At 56.5% G+C, this 23649-nt stretch carries 23 protein-coding genes and 1 other RNA gene; 15 read left to right on the plus strand and 9 right to left on the minus strand.

The genetic code is table 11. From position 1 onward, the window contains the following. Positions 1-140: 140 nt before the first annotated feature. An RNA gene (gene ffs / locus H1D41_RS08050) (signal recognition particle sRNA small type) lies at positions 141-237 on the plus strand. A 163-nt stretch (positions 238-400) separates the two neighbouring features. Beyond that, positions 401-1465: a ribosome small subunit-dependent GTPase A gene (gene rsgA / locus H1D41_RS08055; protein WP_228848420.1), complete on the plus strand. Its 1065-nt coding sequence runs from the start codon at positions 401-403 to the stop codon at positions 1463-1465. Between the two features lie 76 nt (positions 1466-1541). Here rsgA and H1D41_RS08060 read toward each other — a convergent pair whose 3' ends face one another. Beyond that, the gene (locus H1D41_RS08060; protein WP_228848421.1) at positions 1542-3095 is read right to left on the minus strand and encodes an ankyrin repeat domain-containing protein; all 1554 of its coding nucleotides are present in this window, start codon (positions 3093-3095) and stop codon (positions 1542-1544) included. Positions 3096-3305: 210 nt separating this feature from the next. On the opposite strand from H1D41_RS08060, the gene H1D41_RS08065 reads away from it, so the two are divergent. From H1D41_RS08065 to recR, 4 genes are all read left to right on the plus strand, one after another. Continuing rightward, positions 3306-5054 (plus strand): DNA polymerase III subunit gamma/tau, encoded by a 1749-nt coding sequence (locus H1D41_RS08065; protein ID WP_228848422.1) that lies wholly within the window; start codon positions 3306-3308, stop codon positions 5052-5054. 76 nt (positions 5055-5130) lie between these two features. Further along, complete coding sequence (locus tag H1D41_RS08070; RefSeq protein WP_228848423.1) at positions 5131-5478, plus strand: YbaB/EbfC family nucleoid-associated protein; 348 nt, start codon at positions 5131-5133, stop codon at positions 5476-5478. 4 nt (positions 5479-5482) lie between these two features. Beyond that, positions 5483-6532 carry a TraB/GumN family protein gene (locus H1D41_RS08075; RefSeq protein ID WP_228848424.1) on the plus strand — a complete coding sequence of 350 codons (1050 nt, stop codon included), beginning with the start codon at positions 5483-5485 and terminating at the stop codon, positions 6530-6532. Next, positions 6532-7131 carry a recombination mediator RecR gene (gene recR / locus H1D41_RS08080; RefSeq protein WP_228848425.1) on the plus strand — a complete coding sequence of 200 codons (600 nt, stop codon included), beginning with the start codon at positions 6532-6534 and terminating at the stop codon, positions 7129-7131. The genes H1D41_RS08075 and recR overlap by 1 nt, the downstream gene beginning before the upstream one ends. A 69-nt stretch (positions 7132-7200) precedes the next feature. On the opposite strand, the gene H1D41_RS08085 is transcribed toward recR, so the two are convergent. Genes H1D41_RS08085 through H1D41_RS08095 form a run of 3 tightly spaced genes read right to left on the minus strand, consistent with a single transcriptional unit; the run spans position 7201 to position 10212 of the window. After that, positions 7201-8208 (minus strand): ABC transporter substrate-binding protein, encoded by a 1008-nt coding sequence (locus H1D41_RS08085; protein WP_228848426.1) that lies wholly within the window; start codon positions 8206-8208, stop codon positions 7201-7203. After that, positions 8187-9554: a sensor histidine kinase gene (locus H1D41_RS08090; protein ID WP_228848427.1), complete on the minus strand. Its 1368-nt coding sequence runs from the start codon at positions 9552-9554 to the stop codon at positions 8187-8189. The genes H1D41_RS08085 and H1D41_RS08090 overlap by 22 nt, the downstream gene beginning before the upstream one ends. Continuing rightward, entirely contained in the window at positions 9544-10212 is a 669-nt protein-coding gene (locus H1D41_RS08095; protein WP_228848428.1) for a response regulator transcription factor, read from the minus strand. The genes H1D41_RS08090 and H1D41_RS08095 overlap by 11 nt, the downstream gene beginning before the upstream one ends. Before the next feature lie 106 nt (positions 10213-10318). Here H1D41_RS08095 and H1D41_RS08100 point away from each other — a divergent pair, with 106 nt between their 5' ends. From H1D41_RS08100 to H1D41_RS08110, 3 genes are all read left to right on the plus strand, one after another. Then, positions 10319-11305 (plus strand): Bug family tripartite tricarboxylate transporter substrate binding protein, encoded by a 987-nt coding sequence (locus H1D41_RS08100; protein ID WP_228848429.1) that lies wholly within the window; start codon positions 10319-10321, stop codon positions 11303-11305. 89 nt (positions 11306-11394) lie between these two features. Continuing rightward, positions 11395-11877 carry a tripartite tricarboxylate transporter TctB family protein gene (locus H1D41_RS08105; protein WP_228848430.1) on the plus strand — a complete coding sequence of 161 codons (483 nt, stop codon included), beginning with the start codon at positions 11395-11397 and terminating at the stop codon, positions 11875-11877. 1 nt (position 11878) lies between these two features. Next, positions 11879-13360, plus strand: a complete 1482-nt coding sequence (locus H1D41_RS08110) for a tripartite tricarboxylate transporter permease (RefSeq protein WP_228848431.1) — start codon at positions 11879-11881, stop codon at positions 13358-13360. A gap of 77 nt (positions 13361-13437) precedes the next feature. Here H1D41_RS08110 and H1D41_RS08115 read toward each other — a convergent pair whose 3' ends face one another. Next, the gene (locus tag H1D41_RS08115) at positions 13438-14196 is read right to left on the minus strand and encodes a DUF1013 domain-containing protein (protein WP_228848432.1); all 759 of its coding nucleotides are present in this window, start codon (positions 14194-14196) and stop codon (positions 13438-13440) included. A gap of 144 nt (positions 14197-14340) precedes the next feature. Here H1D41_RS08115 and H1D41_RS08120 point away from each other — a divergent pair, with 144 nt between their 5' ends. Further along, entirely contained in the window at positions 14341-14991 is a 651-nt protein-coding gene (locus H1D41_RS08120; RefSeq protein ID WP_228848433.1) for a ribonuclease T2, read from the plus strand. Positions 14992-15588: 597 nt separating this feature from the next. Here the strand turns inward: H1D41_RS08120 and H1D41_RS08125 are convergent. Both H1D41_RS08125 and H1D41_RS08130 read right to left on the minus strand, forming a co-directional pair. After that, positions 15589-16575 carry an NAD(P)H-quinone oxidoreductase gene (locus H1D41_RS08125; protein ID WP_394355400.1) on the minus strand — a complete coding sequence of 329 codons (987 nt, stop codon included), beginning with the start codon at positions 16573-16575 and terminating at the stop codon, positions 15589-15591. Between the two features lies 1 nt (position 16576). Beyond that, the gene (locus H1D41_RS08130; RefSeq protein ID WP_228848434.1) at positions 16577-17251 is read right to left on the minus strand and encodes a COQ9 family protein; all 675 of its coding nucleotides are present in this window, start codon (positions 17249-17251) and stop codon (positions 16577-16579) included. Positions 17252-17415: 164 nt separating this feature from the next. On the opposite strand from H1D41_RS08130, the gene rpsU reads away from it, so the two are divergent. After that, a complete protein-coding gene (gene rpsU / locus H1D41_RS08135) occupies positions 17416-17622 on the plus strand; it encodes a 30S ribosomal protein S21 (protein ID WP_107496821.1) in 207 nt (68 codons plus the stop codon). 90 nt (positions 17623-17712) lie between these two features. On the opposite strand, the gene H1D41_RS08140 is transcribed toward rpsU, so the two are convergent. Continuing rightward, a complete protein-coding gene (locus H1D41_RS08140) occupies positions 17713-18810 on the minus strand; it encodes a calcium-binding protein (protein WP_228848435.1) in 1098 nt (365 codons plus the stop codon). A 354-nt stretch (positions 18811-19164) separates the two neighbouring features. On the opposite strand from H1D41_RS08140, the gene H1D41_RS08150 reads away from it, so the two are divergent. The 3 genes from H1D41_RS08150 (at position 19165) to H1D41_RS08160 (ending at position 21867) form a co-directional block, all read left to right on the plus strand. Continuing rightward, positions 19165-20277 (plus strand): calcium-binding protein, encoded by a 1113-nt coding sequence (locus H1D41_RS08150; RefSeq protein ID WP_267473637.1) that lies wholly within the window; start codon positions 19165-19167, stop codon positions 20275-20277. A 148-nt stretch (positions 20278-20425) separates the two neighbouring features. After that, entirely contained in the window at positions 20426-21271 is an 846-nt protein-coding gene (locus tag H1D41_RS08155) for a DMT family transporter (RefSeq protein ID WP_228848436.1), read from the plus strand. A gap of 77 nt (positions 21272-21348) precedes the next feature. Then, positions 21349-21867 (plus strand): peroxiredoxin-like family protein, encoded by a 519-nt coding sequence (locus tag H1D41_RS08160; RefSeq protein WP_228848437.1) that lies wholly within the window; start codon positions 21349-21351, stop codon positions 21865-21867. Positions 21868-21888: 21 nt separating this feature from the next. Here the strand turns inward: H1D41_RS08160 and H1D41_RS08165 are convergent, their stop codons facing one another. Further along, positions 21889-22347 carry an Lrp/AsnC family transcriptional regulator gene (locus H1D41_RS08165; RefSeq protein WP_107496816.1) on the minus strand — a complete coding sequence of 153 codons (459 nt, stop codon included), beginning with the start codon at positions 22345-22347 and terminating at the stop codon, positions 21889-21891. Positions 22348-22488: 141 nt separating this feature from the next. Here H1D41_RS08165 and ald point away from each other — a divergent pair, with 141 nt between their 5' ends. Continuing rightward, complete coding sequence (ald, locus tag H1D41_RS08170; RefSeq protein WP_228848438.1) at positions 22489-23607, plus strand: alanine dehydrogenase; 1119 nt, start codon at positions 22489-22491, stop codon at positions 23605-23607. The last annotated feature ends 42 nt before the right edge of the window (positions 23608-23649 follow it).

Genomic DNA, 23649 nt, shown 5'->3' on the forward strand with positions numbered 1-23649 from the left:
CGAAGTCACACCTCCTGCATGGTATTACCCACTGGAGGACGCAGAGTTCCGCTATGGTGGGTGCCATCCACATATCTGATTTACAGATACTGCCCCCGTCCCTCTTGTCAGGGCCCGAAAATCCCACTAAATGAAGTCCTGAGAGGTTGGCGCGGGCAGGTGCCTCGCCAACCCGGTCAGATCCGGAAGGAAGCAGCCGTAACGAGTCCCGCTTGGGTCGTTGTCCAGCCTCTCACCCTGAAACACCCGCACAGGAGGGCATCTGATGATTGTACTGCGTTTGCTCCCGGCAGGGTGTGTCTGAGTTTTCAGAAATAACAACACTGCCGGCAAATCTGTCGCCTGCCCCTGCGTATCGCGGTGCATGTTGCGGCGTATTTTACTATGAACAGGCAGAACAATGTCTTTGAATACAAATGACCTGACCCGCTACGGCTGGACCGATTTCTTTGCAGACCAACTGACGGACGATGACGCAGTCCTTGTGCCCGCGCGCATATCCGAAGTGCGCCGCGATGTGGTGCTGGCCCTTTCCGCACAAGGCCCGCTTGAACTGATCACCCCGCCCGATATGTCGGTTGCCGAACTGGCAGTGGGCGACTGGGTGCTGGCACGATCTGAAAACCGGGTGGAACGGGTGTTGGAACGACGCTCGCGGATCAACCGCCGTGCTGCGGGCCATGATGCGCGGTCTCAGCTGATTGCCGCGAATGTGGACGTGCTGTTTATCACCACCTCCTGCAACGCCGATTTCAACGCCGCCCGTCTGGAACGTTATCTGGTGATGGCCGCCAGTGCGGGGTGTACCCCGGTGCTGGTCTTGACCAAAGCAGATCTGGAAGATCCCGCGCCCTATATCGCGCAAGCACAGGCCCTGCAGCCCGGCCTTGCGGTGATTGCCCTGAATGCGCATGAAAGTGACGCAGCAACTGCGCTGTTTGATCACTGGCAGGAAGGCCAGACGGCGGCGCTTCTGGGGTCTTCCGGTGTCGGGAAATCCACCCTGACCAACGCGCTGACCGGTGCGGATGATGGCGGCCCGCTGACCGCTGCGATCCGGGAAGACGACGCCAAAGGCCGGCACACGACCACCACGCGCAATCTCTATCCGGCCCTGCACGGGCGCTGGATTATCGACACGCCGGGGATGCGGGAATTGCAGCTGCTGGATGCCCAGGACGGGATAGGTGCGGTGTTTTCCGATCTGGAAGAACTGGCCACCCAATGCAAATTCCGCAACTGCTCTCATGCAGGGGAACCGGGCTGTGCAATTGGTGCGGCGATTGCTTCGGGGGAACTTGATGCAGATCGCCTGTCCCGCTGGCAAAAGCTGAGCGAGGAAGACGCGCTGAACACGGAAACCGTGCACGAAGCCCGCTCACGCGGCAAAGCCACGACACGCTATCAGCGTCGCACCCAGGAAGAAGCGGCCTCGCGCAAAGGCAAACATAAGAAGAAACGCTGACCTTTCAGTATGCGGGCGCGCCGGACCGCAAGGTCCGGCGCGCCCCTCGGCGATGGCGAAGCCAGCGCAATCCCTCTTACGCTGCGCCTTCCACAAGCTGCTCTGGATGTTCTTCCCCGTAAGCCCGCATAAATTCCGACAACTCCGGCACGCCACAGAGATCCGCCGCCCGTTTTGGCAGCGGCACGCCCGCCTGCAGCAGCAGTTCCAGACAGCGCAGATGGTCACGCCTGTCCCGGTTCGGGCAATTTTCTGCCCCGTGAATACAGGTGCCCAGGTAACCGCCGCCATAGGCGTTCACATGTTTCAGGTTCACACCCAGCGACAGGAAATATTCCAGCACATCTACCTGTCCTTCCCAGGCCGCAATCATCGCAGGCGTCAGCCCCATGCCGCCGGGCATATCAGTGTCTATTCCGGCTGAAATAAGCGATTTCATCCAGGGAACAGTCACCCGATCTAATGGGATGAGCTCATGCAGAAGATGTTTATAAATCTCAGGGACCTCAGGCAGGATTTTCCCTGTATCAGACTCTGTTTTAGCATCTGCCAGAGCCTGCTCCAACGGTGTCAGCGCGACTTCTGCCCCGGCCCTTGCAAAGACCTCTGCCACCGCGACATTTCCGTAAACCCGCGCCATGGCGTAAGGTGTGACGCCCTGCCAGCGTCGCGTCAGATCCGCCCCGGCATCCACCAGGATCTGCGCCATTTCCCCATCGCAATCACGCCGCGCGATCTGATGCAGGGCCGGGATCACCCAGGGCGTTTCCCCGCCCACCTCGTCATCGTTAAACTCATTCGGATCGGCGCCATGTTCCAGCAACAGGCGCACAGCGGTATGGTCATTAAAATCCATCGCCCGCAGCAGCGCATTTGTGCCAGTGGGGTTGGCCCCGTGTTTCAGAATCAGGCGCAATGCCTCCCCCCGGCCGGGTTCTGTGCAGTGGTACAGCGATTCCCCATCATTCGGGTCTGCGCCGGCCTCAAGCAGCCAGCCGGTCAGCGGCAGGTTACCCGCATGCCCTGACGCGCCATAAAGCACCGAAAGGCGGTGATCCGTTCCGGGCTGGGCGATACTGTCATTCACATCTGCACCATGGGCTTTCAGCAGGGCGGCGATCTGTAACATCTCACCTTCCCGTTCCGGCCAGATCTGTAACGCGGGTGAAAAACAGAGATGCGCCATGGGGGAGCGCGGCCCGGCGTGTTTTACTGCAAGCGCAGGTTCACGTTTCAAAGCATGTTCGACCGCCGCCAGATCATACAGTGCCACCTGCAACCCGAACTGCCCACGCGCCAGATCGGGACTGTCCCACATCAGGTGCTTCACCACATGCACTTGCCCGTGCGCCAGGGCCAGCTTCAGGCGCTGCACTTTCGCCGCACGATCCATGCCTTCGGTTTCCACCGCCAGTTTCAGCGAGGGCCATGTCGGAAAGCTTTGTTCCTGCGCCACCACATGCAGAAAATCCGCATGGCGCAACAGTTTCCCGGCGGGACCGGGCGGGTGCATAGACACACGCAGCTGTGCATGGGAATCGCCCAAAGCAAAGGCTTTGCCCAGCTGTTTGGCCTGGCGGCGAAAACGATCCAGCATATCTGCCGAACTTACAGAAGTTTCAGAGGTCATCAGGTTCTCCTTCATATCCCCGCCGGTCCGCTACCCGGGGTCAGGACAAACCAATATGGTCATGTCAGTCTGAAAGAGATGCGCAACAAGCTTTCCGCGGACCGGGGGGCGGTCTCTGATCCGCCTGACAAAAACATGCCAGATCACTGGACGCCAGGCAAGAGGCACCGTAGTCTGTGCAGGCTGATCATTTTGACCCAGGGAATGCATATGTCCGAGACCACAGACACCGGCTATCAGGTGCTGGCGCGCAAGTACCGCCCGGCAAGTTTTGCTGACCTGAAAGGCCAGGATGCCATGGTGCGCACCCTGAAGAACGCCTTTGAGGCCGATCGCATTGCGCAAGCCTTCATGATGACAGGGATTCGCGGAACAGGCAAAACCACCACCGCGCGGATCATTGCCAAAGGCATGAACTGCATTGGTGTCGATGGAAATGGCGGGCCTACGACGGAACCCTGCGGGCAGTGTGAGCATTGCACATCCATCATGGAAGGCCGCCATGTTGACGTGATCGAGATGGATGGCGCGAGCCAGACCAAGATTGATGACATCCGGTCCAACGTGCTGGACAGCGTGCATTATGCGCCCGCCTCAGCGCGCTATAAGATCTACATCATCGATGAGGTTCACATGCTGTCGAACAGTGCGTTTAACGCGCTGCTGAAGACGCTGGAAGAACCGCCTGCCCATGTGAAATTCATCTTCGCGACTACTGAGATCCGCAAAGTACCTGTCACCGTTCTATCGCGCTGTCAGCGTTTCGATCTGCGCCGCATTGAACCCGAAGTGATGATTGATCACCTGCGCGAAATCGCGGGCAAGGAAAACGGCCAGATCAACGATGATGCGCTGGCGCTGATCACACGTGCTGCAGAAGGATCGGCACGTGACGCCATGTCTCTGCTGGATCAGGCGCTGTCGCATGGGGCCGGTGAAACCACCGCTGATCAGGTGCGCGCGATGCTGGGTCTTGCGGACCGGGGCCGAGTGCTTGATCTGTTTGATATGATCATGAAGGGCGATGCCGCCAGTGCGCTGACGGAACTGTCGTCACAATATGCCGATGGGGCGGATCCCATTGCTGTCCTGCGCGATCTGGCGGAAATCACCCATTGGGTTTCTGTGATTAAAATCACCCCCGAAGCCGCCGAGGATCCCACCGTCGGCCCGGATGAACGTATGCGCGGCCAGACCATGGCCGAAGCCCTGCCCATGCGGGTGATGACGCGCATGTGGCAAATGCTGCTGAAATCCCTGGAAGAAGTCGCCATGGCACCGAATTCCATGATGGCAGCGGAAATGGCCGTGATCCGCATGACCCATGTAGCCGATCTGCCAACACCAGATGATCTGATTAAGAAACTGCAAAACACCCCGGCCCCCTCCGGCCCCGCGCCAACAGGTGGCGGCGGCGGTGGTGGCATGCCTGCGAGCGGCGCAACGGCCTATGGCGGCGCAGCCCCGATGGGCGGCGGCGGTAGCACTGTCACAGCCTTTGCCCCGCAGCAGGAAAACCCGCTCGCCCGTTTTGCTGAATTTCGCCATGTGATTGAATTGATCCGGTCCAACCGCGATGCCATGCTGAAGATGGAAATTGAACGTTACGTGCGCCTTGTCAGCTATGCCCCCGGCCGGATCGAATTCCAGCCGACAGATGATGCGCCAGGTGACCTTGCCCAACGTCTTGGCCAGAAACTGCAGCAATTCACCGGGGCCCGCTGGGCCGTGTCGATTGTATCTGAGGGCGGCGGCGAAACCATCGATGAAGTCAAAAACGCCGAAAAATACGCGCGCGAAGCCGAAGCAAAGGAACATCCGCTGTTTCAGGCTGTGATCGCCACGTTCCCCGGCGCGAAGATCACAGAAATCCGCACGGCAAAAGAGCTGGAACAATCCGTCGCCGCCGAAGCCCTGCCAGAGGTGGAAGACGAATGGGATCCGTTTGAAAACGACTGATCCCTTGCCCATATGATCCCGGCGCGATAACACCGCGCCAACGCCCCTGACGGGCAGAAATCAAAAGGAAAATACGATGTTCAAAGGTCTTGGCGGTCTTGGTGATATGGCCGGAATGATGAAAAAAGCCCAGGAAATGCAAACCAAAATGGGTGAATTGCAGGAACGCCTGGCAACCCTGACTGTGATTGGCGAAAGCGGCGCAGGCCTTGTGAAGGCGACCGCAACCGCCAAGGGTGAGTTGACCAACCTGGACATCGACCCATCCATCTTTAACCCGGACGAAAAAGAAGTGGTTGAGGACCTGATCCTCGCGGCCATCAAAGACGCCCAGGCCAAAGCAAGTGACCGGTCTGAACGTGAAATGCAGGAACTGACCAGCGAACTTGGCCTGCCTGCGGGCATGAACATGCCGGGCATGTAAACAGATGTTGTTTCGGCTGTGCCTGATCCTGCTGTCTTTCGTCACTCCCCTGACCGTCTCAGCGCAGGACTGGGCCACACGCGAAGTCTGCACGTTTGACACAGCCGAAATCCATGAAGCGGCTTTTGTCGGACGTTCAGAAGCGGAACTGCGCGAGGCAGCCGCGGCCATCCCAAATGATCTTGGCCGTTTCTGGAAAGTCACATCGCCAGAGGGTATGATTTCCCATCTCTGGGGCAGCATGCATTCGACCCATCCGCTGATCCTGGATTTGCCAGAACCTGTCACAAGTGCAATCAGTTCTGCCAGAATTGTCATGCCTGAACGCAGCTGGTTTAATCTGACACGCCAGGAAATCACCCAGGATTTCAGCTTCGAAAATTACACCCGTCCGGACGTCGGGCTGTTCAATATTTATCACACAAATTTGGACCGGAATGTAATTTCACGCATGCGTACGCGGATGACCGCACTTGGTTATGAACCTGATTCTGTGAACTATTTCGATTATCACACTCTTATTTTCACAGGGCTGAGCGATCCCTGTCAGGATTTCTATTCCGCTGTGCTTCCCGTTCAGGATGCACATATCGAAATGCGGGGCGTACTTGCCGGTGCGCAAATCCGTGGACTTGAAACACGTAATGCCGTCCGACATCATCTGAACAACCCACTGAATGAGCCCACTGCACTCGCGATCCTCGAAACTTACGGCGCAGCAGTGCAGCCGCAGGACAGCCCCATTATAGCGCAGACGCTGACGGCTCTCTATCTGGCGGGTGAAGGGGGCATGTTTCCCCTTTGGGAGGAGGATTTTCTTGCGAACACTTATGGATCAGAACATGCGAGCCGCATTCTGACCCTGACAAATGACTATCTGGTCAGAGATCGGAACTACAGGTTTATAGAGACACTTATTCCGGAACTGCAGGATGGCAATGTTTTCGCCTACGCGGGCTTTCTGCATTTGCCGGGAGACACCGGGATGATCGAATTGCTGCGCAGCGAAGGTTTCACCGTTGAACGTATCACATTGCCGGGAGAGCGCCCCTGATGTCAGAAGCACCGCGCGAGATTGAGGAACTGATCAGCCTGATGGCGAAGCTGCCCGGGCTTGGGCCGCGGTCGGCCCGGCGCGCGGTGTTGCATCTGGTGAAAAAGCGCGCGCTGTTGCTGACGCCTTTATCCGGGGCCATGCAGAAGGTCGCGGAAACCGCGCGGGAATGTGTGAGCTGCGGCAACATCGGCACAACCGAACGCTGTGACATCTGCACATCGGAAAAGCGTGCCATCGGTGAAATCTGCGTGGTCGAAGATGTGGCCGATCTCTGGGCGATGGAACGTGCCCGGGTGTTTCGCGGGCGCTACCATGTGCTGGGCGGCACGCTCTCGGCGCTGGATGCCATCGGGCCGGAAGACCTGGGCATTCCGAAACTGGTCAACCGCCTGAAAGACGAAAGCGTAACAGAAGTGATCCTTGCACTGAACGCCACCATCGACGGCCAGACCACCGCCCATTACATCGCGGATGAATTGGAAGGTCGTGGCATCAAAGTGACATCCCTTGCCCAGGGCGTACCTGTGGGCGGCGAGCTGGATTATCTGGATGACGGCACAATTTCAGCAGCACTGCGGGCGCGGAAATCTCTCTGAGCGGCCAGTATCTGCTTTCCAATAGCCATTGCTTGTGGGCCGTGTTGAAAACAGGATGGCAGGCTGGCCCTAATCCACCTGTACAATTGCGTCTTCCCATTCGCGGATGAATGCTTCGCGTTTCATTTGATCCAGGTAAGTCATCAGGGCAGGATCCAGATTGATCGTCCGTTGTGTCTGAAAATCTTCCGACACTGCCAGCGGTGGCAGGGGGAAAATGGCCGGGTCGCCAACCGACTGAAGTTTCAGGAGGTGGCGCACAAAGCGATCGGCGCGCTGCGGGTCTGGGGCGGCGGCGGATGCTAAGATCGTCCGCATCATCGTTGTTGGAAACTCAGACGGCAGGATGACCATCAGATCATCAGATATTGCGGCCTGCGCCTGTGCGTAGCTTCCCAGGACGTTATAGGCCATGATCAGATCACCCGACCGCAGATCATCAATCATCTGGCCGGAGCAACAGTATAGTTTTGCGCCAACGCGCCCCATAACTTCTGTCAGACGCCAATAGGTTTCGGTCGCGCGCGCATCCTGGGTGGCGAAAAGATAGCCCAAACCGGATTGCCTTACATCATAAGTCCCAACCCGTCCCTGAAACCGGTCCGGGTGGTCCCGCATCAGCTGGATCAGATCCTGCCTGCGGCCTGGGATGTTAAGGCCGTCAAAGGCTTTGCGGTTGATGACAATGGCCGCAGGTTCAGAGGTGAATGCAAACAGGCTGTTGTGCCACTGCGCCCAGTCCGGATGATCAACATTCATGACGGTCGACGAAAACCCATCGTTTGCCAGCTTAAGCTGCAGGTCCATTGCGCTGGAGATCACGATATCAAACTGATCGGGTGCGGCGCGAAACATCTGATCCAGCTCGACAGTGCCGGTGACAAAATATTCAACCGAAGTGTTTGGCGACATCGCAATGAAGTCTTCAATGATTGGTGCAAAAAACGACGTGTCCGTGCTGGAAAGGATACGCAGGGGAGGCCGGTCAGATGAACCAAAAACCTGCAGATCCTCCCATTCCCGGGCGAGGATGCCAAAGGGTGCCAGAAGCAGAATTAAAAGAACAAGGTAACGCATGCGCCGCCCTCCGGTCTGTTGCTCAGGATCAGCTTGCCGCCATGTGCGACCGCAACTTCCTGTGCGATTGTCAGCCCCAGCCCTGACCCAACTTTGTTGCCCATATTTTTGCCACGTACGAAACGCCCGGAAAGCGTTTCAATCTCATCCGGTGCAAAGCCCTGGCCTTCGTCATAAACACTGACGGACAAAGTCGGCGACCTGGATACTTCCACAAGAAGACGGGTTTCTGCCGGGGCATATTTAAGCGCATTATCAATTAAATTGCGCAAAGCGTTCTGAAGCAGGATCGCATCGCCCAGCAACGTTGCAGGGCCTTCAACCTTCATTGTAATCGTGATGTCTTTCATCTCGGCAACGGGTGTCATGCCAAGAACCAGTTCTTGTAACAGCTCGACCAGATCGACTTGTGACATTTCAAGGTTTTCAGCGCGAAACGTCACCATCGCATGATCCAGCAATTGCCCCGCTGTGCGGCTGCTTTCGTCAATCGCGCGCACCATGGCCTGCAATGATTTGCGATTGTCTTCGCGATCAACGCGTTGCAGCGTCGCTTCAGCATGAGAGCGCACCGTTGCAAGGGGCGTTCGGATACGATGGGCCGCCTCTGCGATGAAGTCCTCAGATTGGGTCAGCGTGTGATCCAGCCGCGACATGAACGTATTCAGCGACCCGACCAGCGGTGCCATCTCAGACGGTACAGCTTTGGTCACAGGGCTCAGATCCTGCGGGCCTCTTCGGGTAACGGATGTTGTCAGGCGGCGCATCTGGCCGCTGGTGGTGGACGCGGCCCAGATCGCCAGCGCAGATGACATCAGAAAGAACCCCAGGCCAAGAAACGCAACATTCCGGGAAATCCCGTTCAACGTGTTGGACAAAGCGTCCTGGGTCTGGGCGATGGACACCGACACGTTCCGGGGACCATCAGACCCGATCAGAACCCTGCTGCCTGTGGCGACGCGCAAGTGGTCACCGTTGATTGTTGTGGTCTCAAAAAGCGTATTTTCCGGCGCAAGATCATCCGGCACAACAAGCCAATCGTACCCCGAAAGCAGCGTTTCGCCTTCGTAAATGGCGTAAAAAACGCGGTCATCCGCTTGCGTGTTGAGCATCGAAAAAGACGAATACGGGAAGTCCAGCATCACACGCCCATCGCGGATCACGGCAGTATCCAGCACGGATGACATCGACGCGCTCAGGATGTTGTCCTGGCCTTGTTGCGCCACTTGCGCGGCAAGCGCGCGAACCACCAGATATAAGACCAGCGCCAGCAAGGCCGCGCCACCAGTCAGGATAATCGCCAACCGGTTTCGCAACGATCCTGAGACGATCACATTAGCTGTCATGATCCAACCTGTAACCCAATCCGCGCAGCGTCACGATCCGCACTTCTGACCCTTCCAGGTGCTTGCGCAAACGTCCGATGTAGACCTCAATCGCGTTCTCGGACACGTCGTCATCATATGAAAAAAGCCGATCCACCAGCTTCTGTTTTGAAAAGATTTTCCCCTTGTTGGCGATGAGCAGTTCAAGCAGGCGCAGTTCGCGATTGCGCAGATTGATGGTGTTTCCGTTGACACGCAGATGGCCGGATACGGCATCGAATTCGACGTCTCCGATGGTCTGAAGCGATTGTGCAGATCCTGCATTTCGTCGCAAAACAGCGCGGCAGCGCGCCTGTAATTCGGCATGATCGAATGGCTTGGTCAGGTAATCGTCTGCCCCCAAATCCAGCAATCCGATTCGGTCTGACACCTGGCTGCGCGCTGTCAGAACAATCACTGGCGTGAAGTTTTTACGCGCGCGATGCTGTTTCAGAAAGTGACGTCCATCGCCATCCGGCAACATGATATCCAGCAGGATCAGATCGTATTCGCTTGTGTCCACAAAAGCGATTGCATCCGCAATTTTTGCAGCGTGATCAACTGTATGCCCATCCAGACGGATACGCGAGGCGACCGCCTCAGCAAGCTCAAGATTGTCTTCGACAAGAAGATATTTCATCGCAGGCATCTCACTATTTAGGCGCGTGACAGGTTTATGTCAGGTTGCCGTGATTGTCTTAATGCTCAGGGCCGTGAGGAGAACGGTTATCAAATGGGAGAGTAAAATGACAACTTTTAAAATGGGCCGTCGTGCCCTGATCGCTGCAACTGCGGCAACATTTGCCTTTGGCGCACCTGCTTTTGCAGACGGCCACAAGATCCTTGACGAAATCCATTTCATCATCCCCGGTGGTGCCGGTGGTGGCTGGGATGGCACCGCGCGCGGCACGGGCGAAGCGCTGACGGAATCGGGCCTTGTTGGCACCGCGTCTTATGAAAACATGTCCGGCGGTGGCGGCGGTGTTGCGATCGGTTACATGATCGAAAACGCCGAAAGCCTTGAAGGCGCGTTGATGGTCAATTCAACCCCGATCGTGATCCGTTCCCTGACGGGTGTGTTTCCGCATAACTTCCGTGATCTGACACTGGTATCCGGCACAATTGGTGACTATGCGGCAATCGTTGTGGGCAAAGACAGCCCGCTCAACAACATGGAAGATCTGCTGGCAGCCTATGACGCAGACCCTTCTGGCACGCCCTTTGGTGGCGGTTCAGTTCCGGGCGGTATGGACCACCTTGTTGCTGCCATGGTTATGGAAGCATCGGGTCGTGATGCGCTTGGCGTGAACTACATTCCATATGACGCAGGCGGCACAGCAATGGCGGCATTGCTGTCCGGTGAAATCGCTGCTCTTTCAACTGGTTTCTCTGAGGCGGTTGACCTGTCCAACGCAGGCGAAGTCAAAATCATCGGCGTCACAGCCTCCGAACGTGTTGACGCGGCCCCGGACGCCATGACGATGATGGAACAGGGTATCGACACCACATTCGTCAACTGGCGCGGCTTTTTTGGTGCACCGGGCATGTCTGAGGAAAAGCTGACGCAATACCAGTCTGCGATCACAGCCATGTATGACACCCCCGAATGGGAAACCGTGCGCGCACGCAACGGTTGGGTTAACATCCACAACTCTGGTGACGAATTCCGCAGCTTCCTTGAAGAACAGGAAACCGTGATCGGCGATCTGATGAAGAAGCTTGGCTTCCTCTGAACCCAAACATCACAACACAAACATGGCGAAGCGTTCAGGCGCTTCGTCACGTCTACCTGAAATATTCAGAAAAATTGGGAGATTGCTTCATGGCTTTGGATCGTTGGATCGCACTTGTTCTATTGGTAATCTGTATCATCTATGGATACACCGCCTGGTTCACGATGGACGCTGATTTAGCACCATTCATGCGCCGAAACCCCATCTGGCCCAGCACATTTCCCAAAGTTCTTTCCGTCCTTGGCATCGGTGCATCCTTTATCATTCTGCTTGGGTTTGAGAAGGGCGAGGAAAAGACAGGCGAGATCGACCACCGCCGTTTGGGGGACTATTTCATCGGGCAGGCTGTGTTTCTGCTGGCCCTGATGGTCATCTATGCGCTTTGCCTGCGTTCGCTTGGGTTTCTGTTTTCAACATCAGCATTCCTGATACTCGGCTCGTTCATTCTGGGCGAACGCAAATGGCATCTGATGATCCCTATTGCTTTCATCGCCACCGGATCCGTCTGGTATCTGGTCCAGGAAGTGCTTGGCATTTTCCTGCGCCCCCTGCCAATGTTTATGGGAGTTTAATATGCTTGAAGGTATCTTAATTGGCCTGCAAACGGCCCTGTCTCTGCAAAACTTACTGGTCGTTATCGGCGGTTGTCTGATCGGCACATTCATCGGCATGTTGCCCGGACTTGGCCCGATGTCGATTATCGCAATCATGATCCCTGTCGCGATTACCATGGGTGATCCATCCGCCGCATTGATCCTGCTGGCGGGCGTCTACTACGGCGCGATATTTGGTGGGTCGACGTCTTCAATCCTGCTTAATGCACCCGGAGTGGCCGGAACCGTTGCCTCATCATTTGATGGCTATCCCATGGCGCGCCAGGGGAAGGCCGGCAAGGCCCTGACAATCGCTGCCATTGCCAGTTTTGCAGGCGGCACGATAGGCGCAATTCTGTTGATGATCTTCGCACCAATGCTGTCGACCGTCGCCTTGCTGTTCCATTCACCGGAATATTTCGCACTGATGGTTGTTGGCCTGTCCGCCATCGCAGCTTTCGCGGGGCCCGGCCAGGTGAGCAAAGCATTGTTGATGACGACCCTTGGACTGATCATGGCAACCGTGGGCGAAGGCGCATTGTTCAACCTGCCACGCTTTACAGGCGGCATCATGGACCTGCAGTCAGGCTTTGGCTTCATCACACTGGCCATGGCAATGTTTGCCCTGCCCGAAGCAGTCTTCCTTATCCTGAAGCCAAAGAACCTTGGCGATGATGGCGGCGAAATCAAAGATCTGCGCATCACACGCGCCGAAGCACGGGCAATCACGCCCGTCATTGGCCGCCAGTCTATTCAGGGCTTCTTTATTGGTGTCTTGCCGGGGGCTGGTGCAACAATCGCATCCTTCCTTGGCTATGCGGTGGAACGCAACATCGCCCCGAAACATGAACAGGACGAGTTCGGAAAAGGATCCATCAAAGGGCTTGCCGCCCCGGAATCCGCCAACAACGCGGCTTGCACGGGGTCCTTCGTGCCACTGTTGACGCTGGGCATACCCGGGTCTGGCACCACGGCTATTCTTCTTGGCGCATTGATCGCTTTGAACGTTACACCGGGCCCACGCCTGATGATCGACGATCCGCAGATTTTCTGGGCCGTTATCATGTCCATGTTCATCGGCAACCTGGTGCTGCTGATCTTAAACCTGCCGTTGATCCCCTATATCGCGAAACTGCTGGCCATTCCGCGCAACTTCCTGATCCCGTTCATCCTGTTTTTCACTTTGATGGGGGCCTACATCGGTCAGAACAATGCGACAGAACTGCTTATGCTGGTCGGGTTCGGTATCTGCGGTATTGCGTTGAAATTTGCCAACTATCCGCTGCCCCCCCTGTTGATTGGGTTTATCCTGGGCGGCATGATGGAAGACAATTTCTCGCGCTCGATGCAGCTTTACGGTGGCGTGTCGTTCATCCTTGAACGGCCCATGACACTTGGCTTGCTGATCATTGCAGCCGGTCTGATCATTGTCCCGGTCTTAAGAACCCGCCTGGCCAGATAAAAATTGGCTTAATACCCAACATGCGCAATAAAAAAACCCGGGGCCTGCCCGGGTTTTTCTTTGGAATGTCGTAAGGCTTATGGCTGCTCTTCGCCGTCGCCTTCGGGCAGGTTGAAGAAGCTGTCCGCATCCGCGAAATCGCTGTCTTTGCGATCATCTTCATCCTGTTCGATGATGTCTGCGCCACCCAGGCTAAAGGCTTCAAGGCCTTCAATCGCCGCCGGCATTTTCGGCTCTTCTTCCAGACCCAGACTTTGTTCTGTGGACACAAGCTTGCGACGTTCCTCATCGGACATCACAGCGCCTTCACGGGCTTTCTTTTCGTTCGCTTTCTGAACGGCTTTATCCAGCTCAGACTGCTTACACAGGCCCAGAGCAACCGGATCAATCGGCTGAATGTTGGCGATGTTCCAGTGGGTGCGTTCGCGGATCGCCTGAATGGTTGGCTTGGTGGTGCCAACAAGTTTAGACACCTGCGCGTCAGACAGTTCCGGGTGGAATTTCACCAGCCACAGGATAGACGCCGGACGGTCCTGGCGCTTAGACAGCGGCGTATAACGCGGGCCACGGCGTTTCTCTTCGCCAACAGCGGCAGCGTTGAACTTCAGCTTCAGCTTGTGCAGCGGGCTTTCCTCCGCAGCGGTGATTTCTTCCTGGGTCAGCTGATTGTTTGCGATCGGGTCAAAACCTTTCACGCCGGTTGCAACATCACCATCCGCAATGCCCTGAACTTCCAGCTCGTGCAGCTGGCAGAAATCAGCGATCTGTTTGAAGCTGAGCGTGGTGTTATCAACCAGCCATACAGCTGTAGCTTTCGCCATAATTGGTTTGGCCATGGGCCCTCTCCTTAATGCATCAGGACAAAGCTTTCCCATGCCCCGGAAAGGGCGGCCTGTGGCAGTTTTGCCAGCCAGGCGGGTTCACATTGTCGGGGAACTTGATCCCTATATAATACCCAGGCGTCAAAGAGGAAAGAGCAAATGCAGATTTGTAAGGTTTTGGGATTTTTCGTGCTGGCATTTGCGGGTTTGGCCGGGGCCGCGCAGGCGGATGGCGAACGCGCGGGGGAATTTGATTACTATGTGCTGGCCCTGTCCTGGTCACCGAACTGGTGCGCGCTTGAAGGCGATGCACGCAATTCGCCGCAATGTGAGAACGGGTCTGGTCATGGCTGGATCCTGCACGGGCTGTGGCCGCAGTATGAACAGGGCTGGCCGTCTTATTGCCCGACCACGCATCGCAACCCAACCCGTGGGGATACCGCAGAGATGGCGGATATTATGGGCACCTCCGGGCTGGCCTGGCATCAGTGGAACAAACATGGGCGCTGCACGGGGCTGTCGTCGGATGATTACTATGCCCTGTCGCGCGAAGCTTATGGTGAGGTCACGCGCCCTTCGGTCTTTCGCCGCCTCGATGACACCGTCCGCCTGCCCGCCCGTGTGGTGGAAGAGGCGTTTTTGAAAGAAAACCCCGCGTTAGAGCCTGATATGCTGACCGTCACCTGTCGGGGAGATCACATTCAGGAGGTTCGCATCTGCCTGACCCCGGATATGGAGCCACGTATCTGCGGCGAAGACGTGATCCGCGATTGCCCGGCGGAACGGGCTTTGTTTGAGGTATTGCGGTGAACGTGAGTCGATTCCAACAATGGGTTCGACACATGAATATTCACCATGATCGCCCGTATCTTGTGGGCAAATGTCGTGCAACCACTATATTTTACGTTTCGCAAAGATAAATTCGTTGACGCCCGAAGGTTACCATCAGTATTTTACTGCCAGCGGTATCAAAAAATGCTGTTAGCGACGATGCAAGGTTCCTCCTACAGAACCTTGCATCTAATTAAGTGGAGCGTCCAGGCCCGGCAATTCACTGAATCACAAAGGGACGCATCCTCTCAAGCCTGAGTTGAGGTTACCCTTTGGTCGCGCTCATTGTAAAGTGGCCATAGGAAACTTATAACATGAACCGATCAAATTTTACCTGCGTCACCTGGAGTGATGATCTCCGCCGTATCTACAACGACGTAGCTCGCGGCAGGCCAGCAACAGCAGAGGAAGTCCGTTTTATGGCGGAAAGTCTGAGCTGGATGGAAGTTCAAGCTAAGAAGAACGAGCCTCCGAAGTAAGCCACTAAGGACAGCCCCTGACCCTGGGTGGGGGTGAAGCCCCCTCCCGTGGGGAGGGTCGGGGGCTGTCCGACCTGACGGCCGGATGGTTTGTGAATTACACCTTCAGCACAATCTTTCCGATGTGGTTTGAGGTCTCCATCCAGGCGTGGGCTTTGGCGGCGTCGTCCAGCGCGAAGGTGGAATCCATCACCACTTGCAGTTTGCCTGCGCTCAGCAGCGGCCAGACATGTTCACGCAGCTCATCCGCGATACGGGCCTTGGCGAGGTCGCTTTGCGGGCGCAGGGTGGAACCGGTCACGGTCAGGCGTTTCGCCATGATCTGGGCGAAGTTGATCTCAGCCATCGGGCCTTCAAGAAAAGCGATATGCACCATGCGGCCTTCCGGCACGAGGGTTTTGATATTGCGGGCGATATAGCTGCCACCGACCATATCAAGGATCAGATCAGCGCCGCCCTCGCCCTTCAGCACGGACACAAAATCTTCCTCGCGGTAGTTGATCGCACGTTCCGCGCCCAGATCGGAACAGACCGCGCATTTCGTGTCATTGCCCGCAGTGGTGAAAACCCGCGCGCCAAAAGCATGGGCCAGCTGGATCGCGGTTGTGCCAATGCCGGAAGATCCGCCATGCACAAGGAAACGTTCGCCCGCTTTCAGCCCACCACGCATGAAGACATTCGACCAGACGGTGAAGTAGTTTTCCGGGATGCAGGCGGCCTCTGCCATGGACATGCCTTCGGGCACGGGCAGGCAGTGGGCGGCGGGGGTTGCAACATATTCCGCATAACCACCACCGGGCAGCAGGGCGCAGACTTCATCGCCGATGGACAGGCCTGTGACGCCATCGCCCAGGGCCACAACTTCGCCCGCGCCTTCCAGCCCCGGAAGGTCGGATGCTGTGGGGGGCGGGGCATATTTGCCTGCACGTTGCAGGGCGTCGGGGCGGTTCACACCGGCATATTCCAGGCGCAACAGAATCTCACCCGCGCGGGGCTGCGGCACGGGGCGCGTGCAGGGTTTCAACACCTCTGGCGCGCCGGGTTCAGTGATTTCAACGGCGCGCATGTCTGTTGGCAGTGTCATATTAAGTCCTGTTAATTGTGCCCGGCAGATCATCACGCGTGGTGGTGCCCGGGGCTTTGATATTACTCATGACGGAACTGATCAGCCCGCCGACAAAGGGCAGTTTCTGCGCCTGGGCTTTGGCCTTTTCAAACTGCATGACGTTTTCAATGCGACGGTCGAGGAACTCAAGCGTGGCCTGGTGATCCGGGCTGTCATCACCCAGCCAGTACAGTACAGTGGATCCATAAACACCGGACAAAACCGCGCGTTTGGAATACCAGTTGCCGTCCTCTGATGTATCGCCCAGCGCCGTCCAGATCGCATCCGCCGTGCCCCAGATCAGAGCCGCGCCTTCTGATGCATTCCCCGGCAGCGCAAACAGCGAAGACCCGCGACGCACGAGTTCCTTATCTTCCGCAGCCTCAAGCCGGGCCATAACAAGTGCCGCCACACGATCGCGGATGCGCATATCGGACAGAGGCATCTCATCTACCGCCGCCAGCATCTGTGCATCGCCCGCCTTGTGGAAATCCACCGCCAGATCGAGCGCCCCGCGCGGGCATGTTGCCTGGGCATCGGCAAGGGTCACGTCACAGTCGGAGGCCGCCATAGCAAAGCTTTCCGGTCCCCAGCCGTCAAAGATAACATGGGGTGTAATCGCGTGAAGCAGACGGGTTCTGAGAGGTTCGGTCATGGCGTGCTCCTGCATAACTGATGCCACCTTATCGCGCGTGCAGGCGAAATGGAAAGCCCCGCAATGCCGCAGATGCACAAAACTGGACAAAGCACAGATTCGTTGGTATAGGGCCGTGTTCCTGCAATTTTGCAAATCCAACTTAGAAAGGTGGTGTAAACCACATGCAGGTTAGTGTTCGTGATAACAACGTCGATCAGGCGCTCCGTGCTCTGAAGAAGAAACTTCAGCGTGAAGGTGTCTTCCGCGAGATGAAACTTCGTCAGTCCTATGAGAAGCCGTCTGAGAAGAAAGCGCGTTGTAAGGCTGAGGCAATTCGCCGTTCCCGCAAGCTGGCTCGTAAAAAAGCACAGCGCGAGGGTATGCTTTAAGCAACCGTTTTCAGATCGTTCTGAACGCAAAAATAGAAAGCCCCGGTGAAGCAATTCACCGGGGCTTTTGTTTTGTCACTGTTGATCGGATCAGGCGGGTGCTTCGACCAGAGAAACCTTCGCCGCCAGTGCCGCTGCTGTTGCGCCAGTCACCAGCGCAACCGTGTCACCATTCACGAGGATTTCAACGCCGGAACCAAGGTCATTATACGTTACAGTCGGTGCGCCATCCGCCGCGGCATACATGATCTGTACGGAATCATCTGTGTCGTTGAAATCAGCGATACGTGCGTCATTGCCGTCTTGCAGCCAGGTCCCCACGACAAATGTGTCACTGCCGGCACCACCTGTGGCAACATCGTCATTGCCAATGTAAAGCGTGTCATCGTTGGCGTTGCCAAACAGCTCATCAGCAGCCGCATTGGTTTCGCTGCCGGTAAAGCCGCTCAGGGCAATCTGATTGCCATCGTTGCCAACTGAATTGAAGACACCTTCAAGACCATAGATTGTGTCATTGCCAGAACCGCCCTCAAGCGTGTCTTCACCTTCGCCACCCACAAGCACATCTTTACCAACATCGCCCTTCAGCGTGTCACCACCGGCCCCGCCAAAGAGAACATCTGCGCCGGTTCCGCCATTGAGAAGGTCATCGCCTTCGCCGCCGTCAAGGGTGTCAACGCCTTCATTGCCGAAGAGTTCATCATTCCCGTCGCCGCCCATCAGCGTATCAAGACCATCGCCACCGAACAGTTTGTCGTCGCCATCGCCGCCATCAAGTTCATCGGAACCTGTACCACCATCCAGAAGATCGGCATCATCGCCGCCAGACAGGGTATCATCGTCATCACCGCCAAACAGACGGTCTTCGCCAATGCTGCCGTTCAGCGTGTCATTGCCACCGCCGCCCATCAGCACGTCATTGCCATCATCGCCGTTCAGCGTGTCAGAGCCAACGCCACCGTTCAGACGGTCATTGCCTTCTCCACCGTTCAGCGTATCGGAACCATTTAAGCCGCGCAGAAGGTCATCCCCCCCCAGACCATTCAGAGTATCGCCACCGCCGGTGCCTTCCAGCGTATCGGCACCACTGGTACCTTCCAGCGTTTCGCCAGAGGGCGCGTCGGATGAGGATCCCAAAAGCGCACCAAGCGCCCCTACACCAAGCAGAAGTCCCAGAATTCCAATCATACCAATTGTCCTTTCACAAAATTTCGCGCTGAAAATCCAGGCGCACTCATCATCCATTCAGCCGGGAATCGGCCGTGTTCACTGACGGTTAACATTTAATCCCCCTATGGGCGAGACCCATAAAAACAAACCCCTTAAAGGTGTATCCCGAGAGAAACAGTGAGGCAGGTGAAGCCTCCGGTGCGCATTGAAAGCACAAATCTTGTCTAAAATGCGACCACAGCCTGAATTCTGGTGAATTAGTATCGCATAACGAAATCAGCGGTGCTATCTTTGGCCAGATCAGTGCCGGTTTTCGGTTGTAATGAGTACGCGAAGAATTTCTGCGCGATGGGTATGGAAGGATAGTTTATTATGATGGGTGTGATGGGCGTGATTGGCCTGCTGCTGGGCGGCTGGGCCATCAGTGAAATTTTTGATTCAGATTCTAATTCTGGCGGTAACGCGAACGAAACTCAGGACGGTACCGACGGGAATGACGCACTGGAAGGAACCAGTGGCAGCGATATTCTGAATGGTATGGACGGCGATGATACCCTGCACGGGAAAAACGGATCCGATACCCTGAACGGCGGGGACGGCGATGACGACCTGTTTGCAGGCGTTGGATCTGACACGCTGAACGGCGATGCCGGCAATGACACGCTGCTTGGTGGCGGTGGCAATGACACGCTGAATGGTGGTGAAGGCGACGACCGTCTTTTCGGTGGCGACGGCAAGGATACCCTGTCCGGTAACGACGGTGACGATCTTCTGGATGGCGGCAAGGGTGCTGATGAACTGAACGGTGGCGCTGGTGACGACGATCTGTTTGGTGGCGATGGCCTTGATACGCTGATGGGCGGCGCCGGTAACGATGATCTGTTTGGCGGTGAACATGTTGACACGCTGCACGGCGGGGAAGGTGATGACCTTCTCAGTGGCGGTGGCGGTGCTGACGCCCTCTTCGGGGATGCCGGTAACGACACGCTGAAGGGTGGTCTTGGTCAGGATGTGCTTGTAGGCGGTGAAGGCGAAGACAAAATTGAAGGCGGCTCTGGCGGGGATACCATCTACGGCCTGGAAGGTGTCTTTGATACAGTCGGTAACGATGGCAATCAGATTGCCCTGAGCGGCTTCACCGGCAGCGAAACCAATGCGGCTGCTGATGTTCTGGCAGGCAACAGCGGCGATGATACGCTTTATGTCGGCAATGATGACGAAGCCAGCGGTGGTGACGGTACAGATACATTTGTTCTGGGTTCCTGGCTGGAAGACGGCAATACTGCAATCATCAACGATTTTGAAAACGGTAAAGATCGTATTCAGATCATGTATGATCCCGCAGATGGCATTCCGACTATCACACTGCGCAGCATTGGCGGCGGAACCCCTCAACTTGAAATTAACGGTGATGTTGTTGCGCTGGTCCCCGGTGCAGATGCTTCTCTGATTTTGTCCCTCGAGTATGTGGAAGCACCCGCCTGACCTGACGGATTTCTGTAAATTAAAAGCCCCGGTGATTTGCTTCACCGGGGCTTTCTTTTTGCGTTCAGAACCCATTTGAAAAACAGCTTCCCAAAGCACGCCCCGGCTTCCGCTTGCACGGAACCGGAAAACCTGTGACAGCTTGTCCATGGACAGGAATTTCACACTCGCCGTCGCATTTATCTGCGGTGCCATGGTTCTTATCCCCGGTGGGGACGCGGCAGGTAAAATCCTGACGGCTGAGATCGGTGTTTCACCCTTCTTCGTCGCCTGGAGCCGCTTTCTGATCGGGATGCTGGTGTTTCTGCCGATTGTCGGTCGCTTTGATCTGCGCCTGTATCTCGACTGGCGGATCTGGCTGCGCGGGGCGTTTATCACCGGCGGCATTGCCTCCATCCTGACGGCTCTGCGCACAGAAGACATCGCCAGTGTTTTTGCGATCTTCTTTGTCGGCCCGATCCTCAGCTATTTTGCGTCAGGGCTGCTGTTGAAAGAAAAACTGGATCACCGGCGGACGGTATTACTGCTGGTTGGCTTTGCCGGGGTTCTGCTTGTCGTACGCCCCGGGCCGGATATGGGGATTGGTGCGCTGTTTGCCCTGATTGCAGGCATATTTTACGGCAGCTATCTGACCGCCAGCCGTTGGCTTGCAACGCGGGCAAGGCCGCTGGAAATGCTGTTGTCGCAACTCATGATAGGAACCACACTGCTGACGCCCATGGGGATAACAGCCCTGCCAGCCTATTCACCCGCACTGGTGATCCCGGTCCTGATCAGCGCTTTCGGATCCGCCATCGGCAACTATTGCCTTGTGCTGGCCTACCGCCGGGCAGAAGCATCACGCCTGGCCCCATTCATCTATCTGCAACTGATCTCAGCCACCGTCTTTGGCGTGCTTGTGTTCAACACCTGGCCTGACGCCTGGGCACTGGCCGGGATCGCACTGCTTCTGACATCCGGTTTCGCCACCCTGACCCTGCGCCCGAAAAACTGACGCATCACGAAATCGCGATTTGCACTGTAGTGCGGGAAAGGTCAGGTTGTCCGCTGAAACGCATGAAAGGGCACCCCATGAAACCGCAAACCGGAAAATCCTTCCCCGCCATCACCCTGCCGACCCTGTCCGGCAAGGACGTCACCCTTGGCAAAGCATCCGGCGACAACTGGGCGCTTGTTCTGGTCTATCGCGGCGCGCATTGCCCACTGTGCCGCCTGCAGCTGAAAGCCATGCAGAAACATGTGGCCGCCTTTACCGAAGCCGGTGTTGAGATCACTGTTGTGTCCGGTGATCCGGAAGAAAAAGCCCGCAACTTCCATTCCGACATCAAGCTGGATGCCGAAGTTGCCTATGGCCTGTCGATCGCGCAGATGAAGGAACTGGGTCTTTATATCTCAGAGCCCCGCAGCGCAGCAGAAACCGACCGCCCCTATGCGGAACCAGGCCTGTTTGTTGTGAATGACGAAGGCATCCTGCATCTTGCCGATATTTCCAACGCACCGTTTTCCCGTCCCGATATGGGCGCGATTGCCGGTGGCGTGAAATATATCCGCGAAAACAACTACCCGATCCGTGGTGATTACCAGGGTTAAACCATGTCCCGCCTTGCCGCGTTAAACCGGCAGGGCAGTTGTCTTAAACACCGTGCGCAGGGCGAAGGAGCTTTGCATCTGCGTCACCCCGGGCAGGCGCGACAGATGTTGACGGTGGATCCGGGCGAAATCTTCGGTATCAAGCGCCACGACTTTCAGCACATAATCTGACTTGCCCGCCATCAGGTGACATTCAAGCACATCCGGGATTTTGGCGACGGCACGTTCAAACGCGTCCAGAACCTCATCCGCCTGGGCCGCAAGGGTGATTTCCACAAACACAGTCGTCGGACGGCCCAGTTTACGCGGGTTCAGAAGCGCCACGTAATCTTTGATATAACCTTCAGCTTCAAGCCGCTGCACCCGTCGGTGACAGGCTGAGGCCGACAGGTTAATCCGCTCTGCCAGTTCGGCATTGGACATCCGGCCGCTCTTCTGAAGCTGAATCAGTATTCGTCGATCTACGCTGTCGATGCTCATATCTTCGTGGATTCTTCTAATATTTTCATCAGACTTCGAAGATACTTCATATTAAGTGAGATTACACCCCATAAATTCCCAGACAATTGCTTGGCATCCTTGCGACAGTCTGTCTCAGGAGAATTGAGAGAGGATATCCCAATGAAAATCGGTTGCCCCAAGGAAATCAAACCCCAGGAATTCCGCATCGGCATGACACCTGCTGCTGCGCGCGAAGCTGTAAACGCCGGCCATGACGTCTTTATCGAAGCTGGCGGCGGTCTGGGCGCTGGATTTTCAGATGATGATTATACAGCCGCTGGCGCGACCATGCTCGCGACCCCTGAGGAAATTTTTGCGACAGCAGATATGATCGTAAAAGTAAAAGAACCTCAGCCGGGCGAGCGCAAGATGCTGCGCGAAGGTCAGCTGCTGTTCACATACCTGCACTTGGCACCCGATCCCGCACAGACCAAAGACCTGATCGACAGCGGCTGTACCGCAATTGCTTACGAAACCGTAACCGACAACAACGGCGGCCTGCCTCTGCTGGCACCAATGTCTGAGGTTGCTGGTCGTCTGGCGCCACAGGTGGGTTCTTACACCCTGCAAAAAGCCAACGGTGGCCGCGGCGTTCTGATGGGCGGCGTTCCTGGTGTAGCCCCTGCGAAAGTTCTGGTCATCGGCGGCGGTGTTGTTGGCACCCACGCTGCGAAAATCGCAGCAGGCATGGGCGCGGACGTAACTGTTCTGGATCGCTCGCTCACACGTCTGAAGTATCTGGATGACGTATTCGGCGGCACCTTCAAGAACCAGTATTCCACCGCAGAAGCGACTGCAGAGCTGGCAGCAGACGCTGACATGATCATCGGCGCGGTTCTGATCCCGGGCGCAGCAGCACCTAAGCTGATTTCCCGTGAACAGCTGAAGTCCCTGAAACCAGGCGCAGTTCTTGTGGACGTTGCGATCGACCAGGGCGGCTGCTTTGAAACCTCCAAAGCCACCACCCACCAGGATCCGATCTACGAAGTTGACGGTGTAATGCACTATTGCGTGGCCAACATGCCAGGCGCGGTTGCCCGCACATCCACCATCGCCCTTGGCAACGCGACCATGCCGTTCATGCTGGCGCTGGCGAACAAAGGCTGGAAGCAGGCCTGTAAAGACAACGCACACCTGCTGAACGGCCTGAACGTGCACGCAGGCAAGCTGACCTACGCCGCAGTGGGCGAGGCCCTTGGCATGGATCACATCACGCCCGAAGCTGCGCTCGAAATCTGATCTCTCTCCTGAGGATCAACACCTGGGCCGGAAGGAAACTTC

The organism is Halocynthiibacter styelae, from assembly GCF_016123485.1.
Classification (GTDB): domain Bacteria; phylum Pseudomonadota; class Alphaproteobacteria; order Rhodobacterales; family Rhodobacteraceae; genus Halocynthiibacter; species Halocynthiibacter styelae.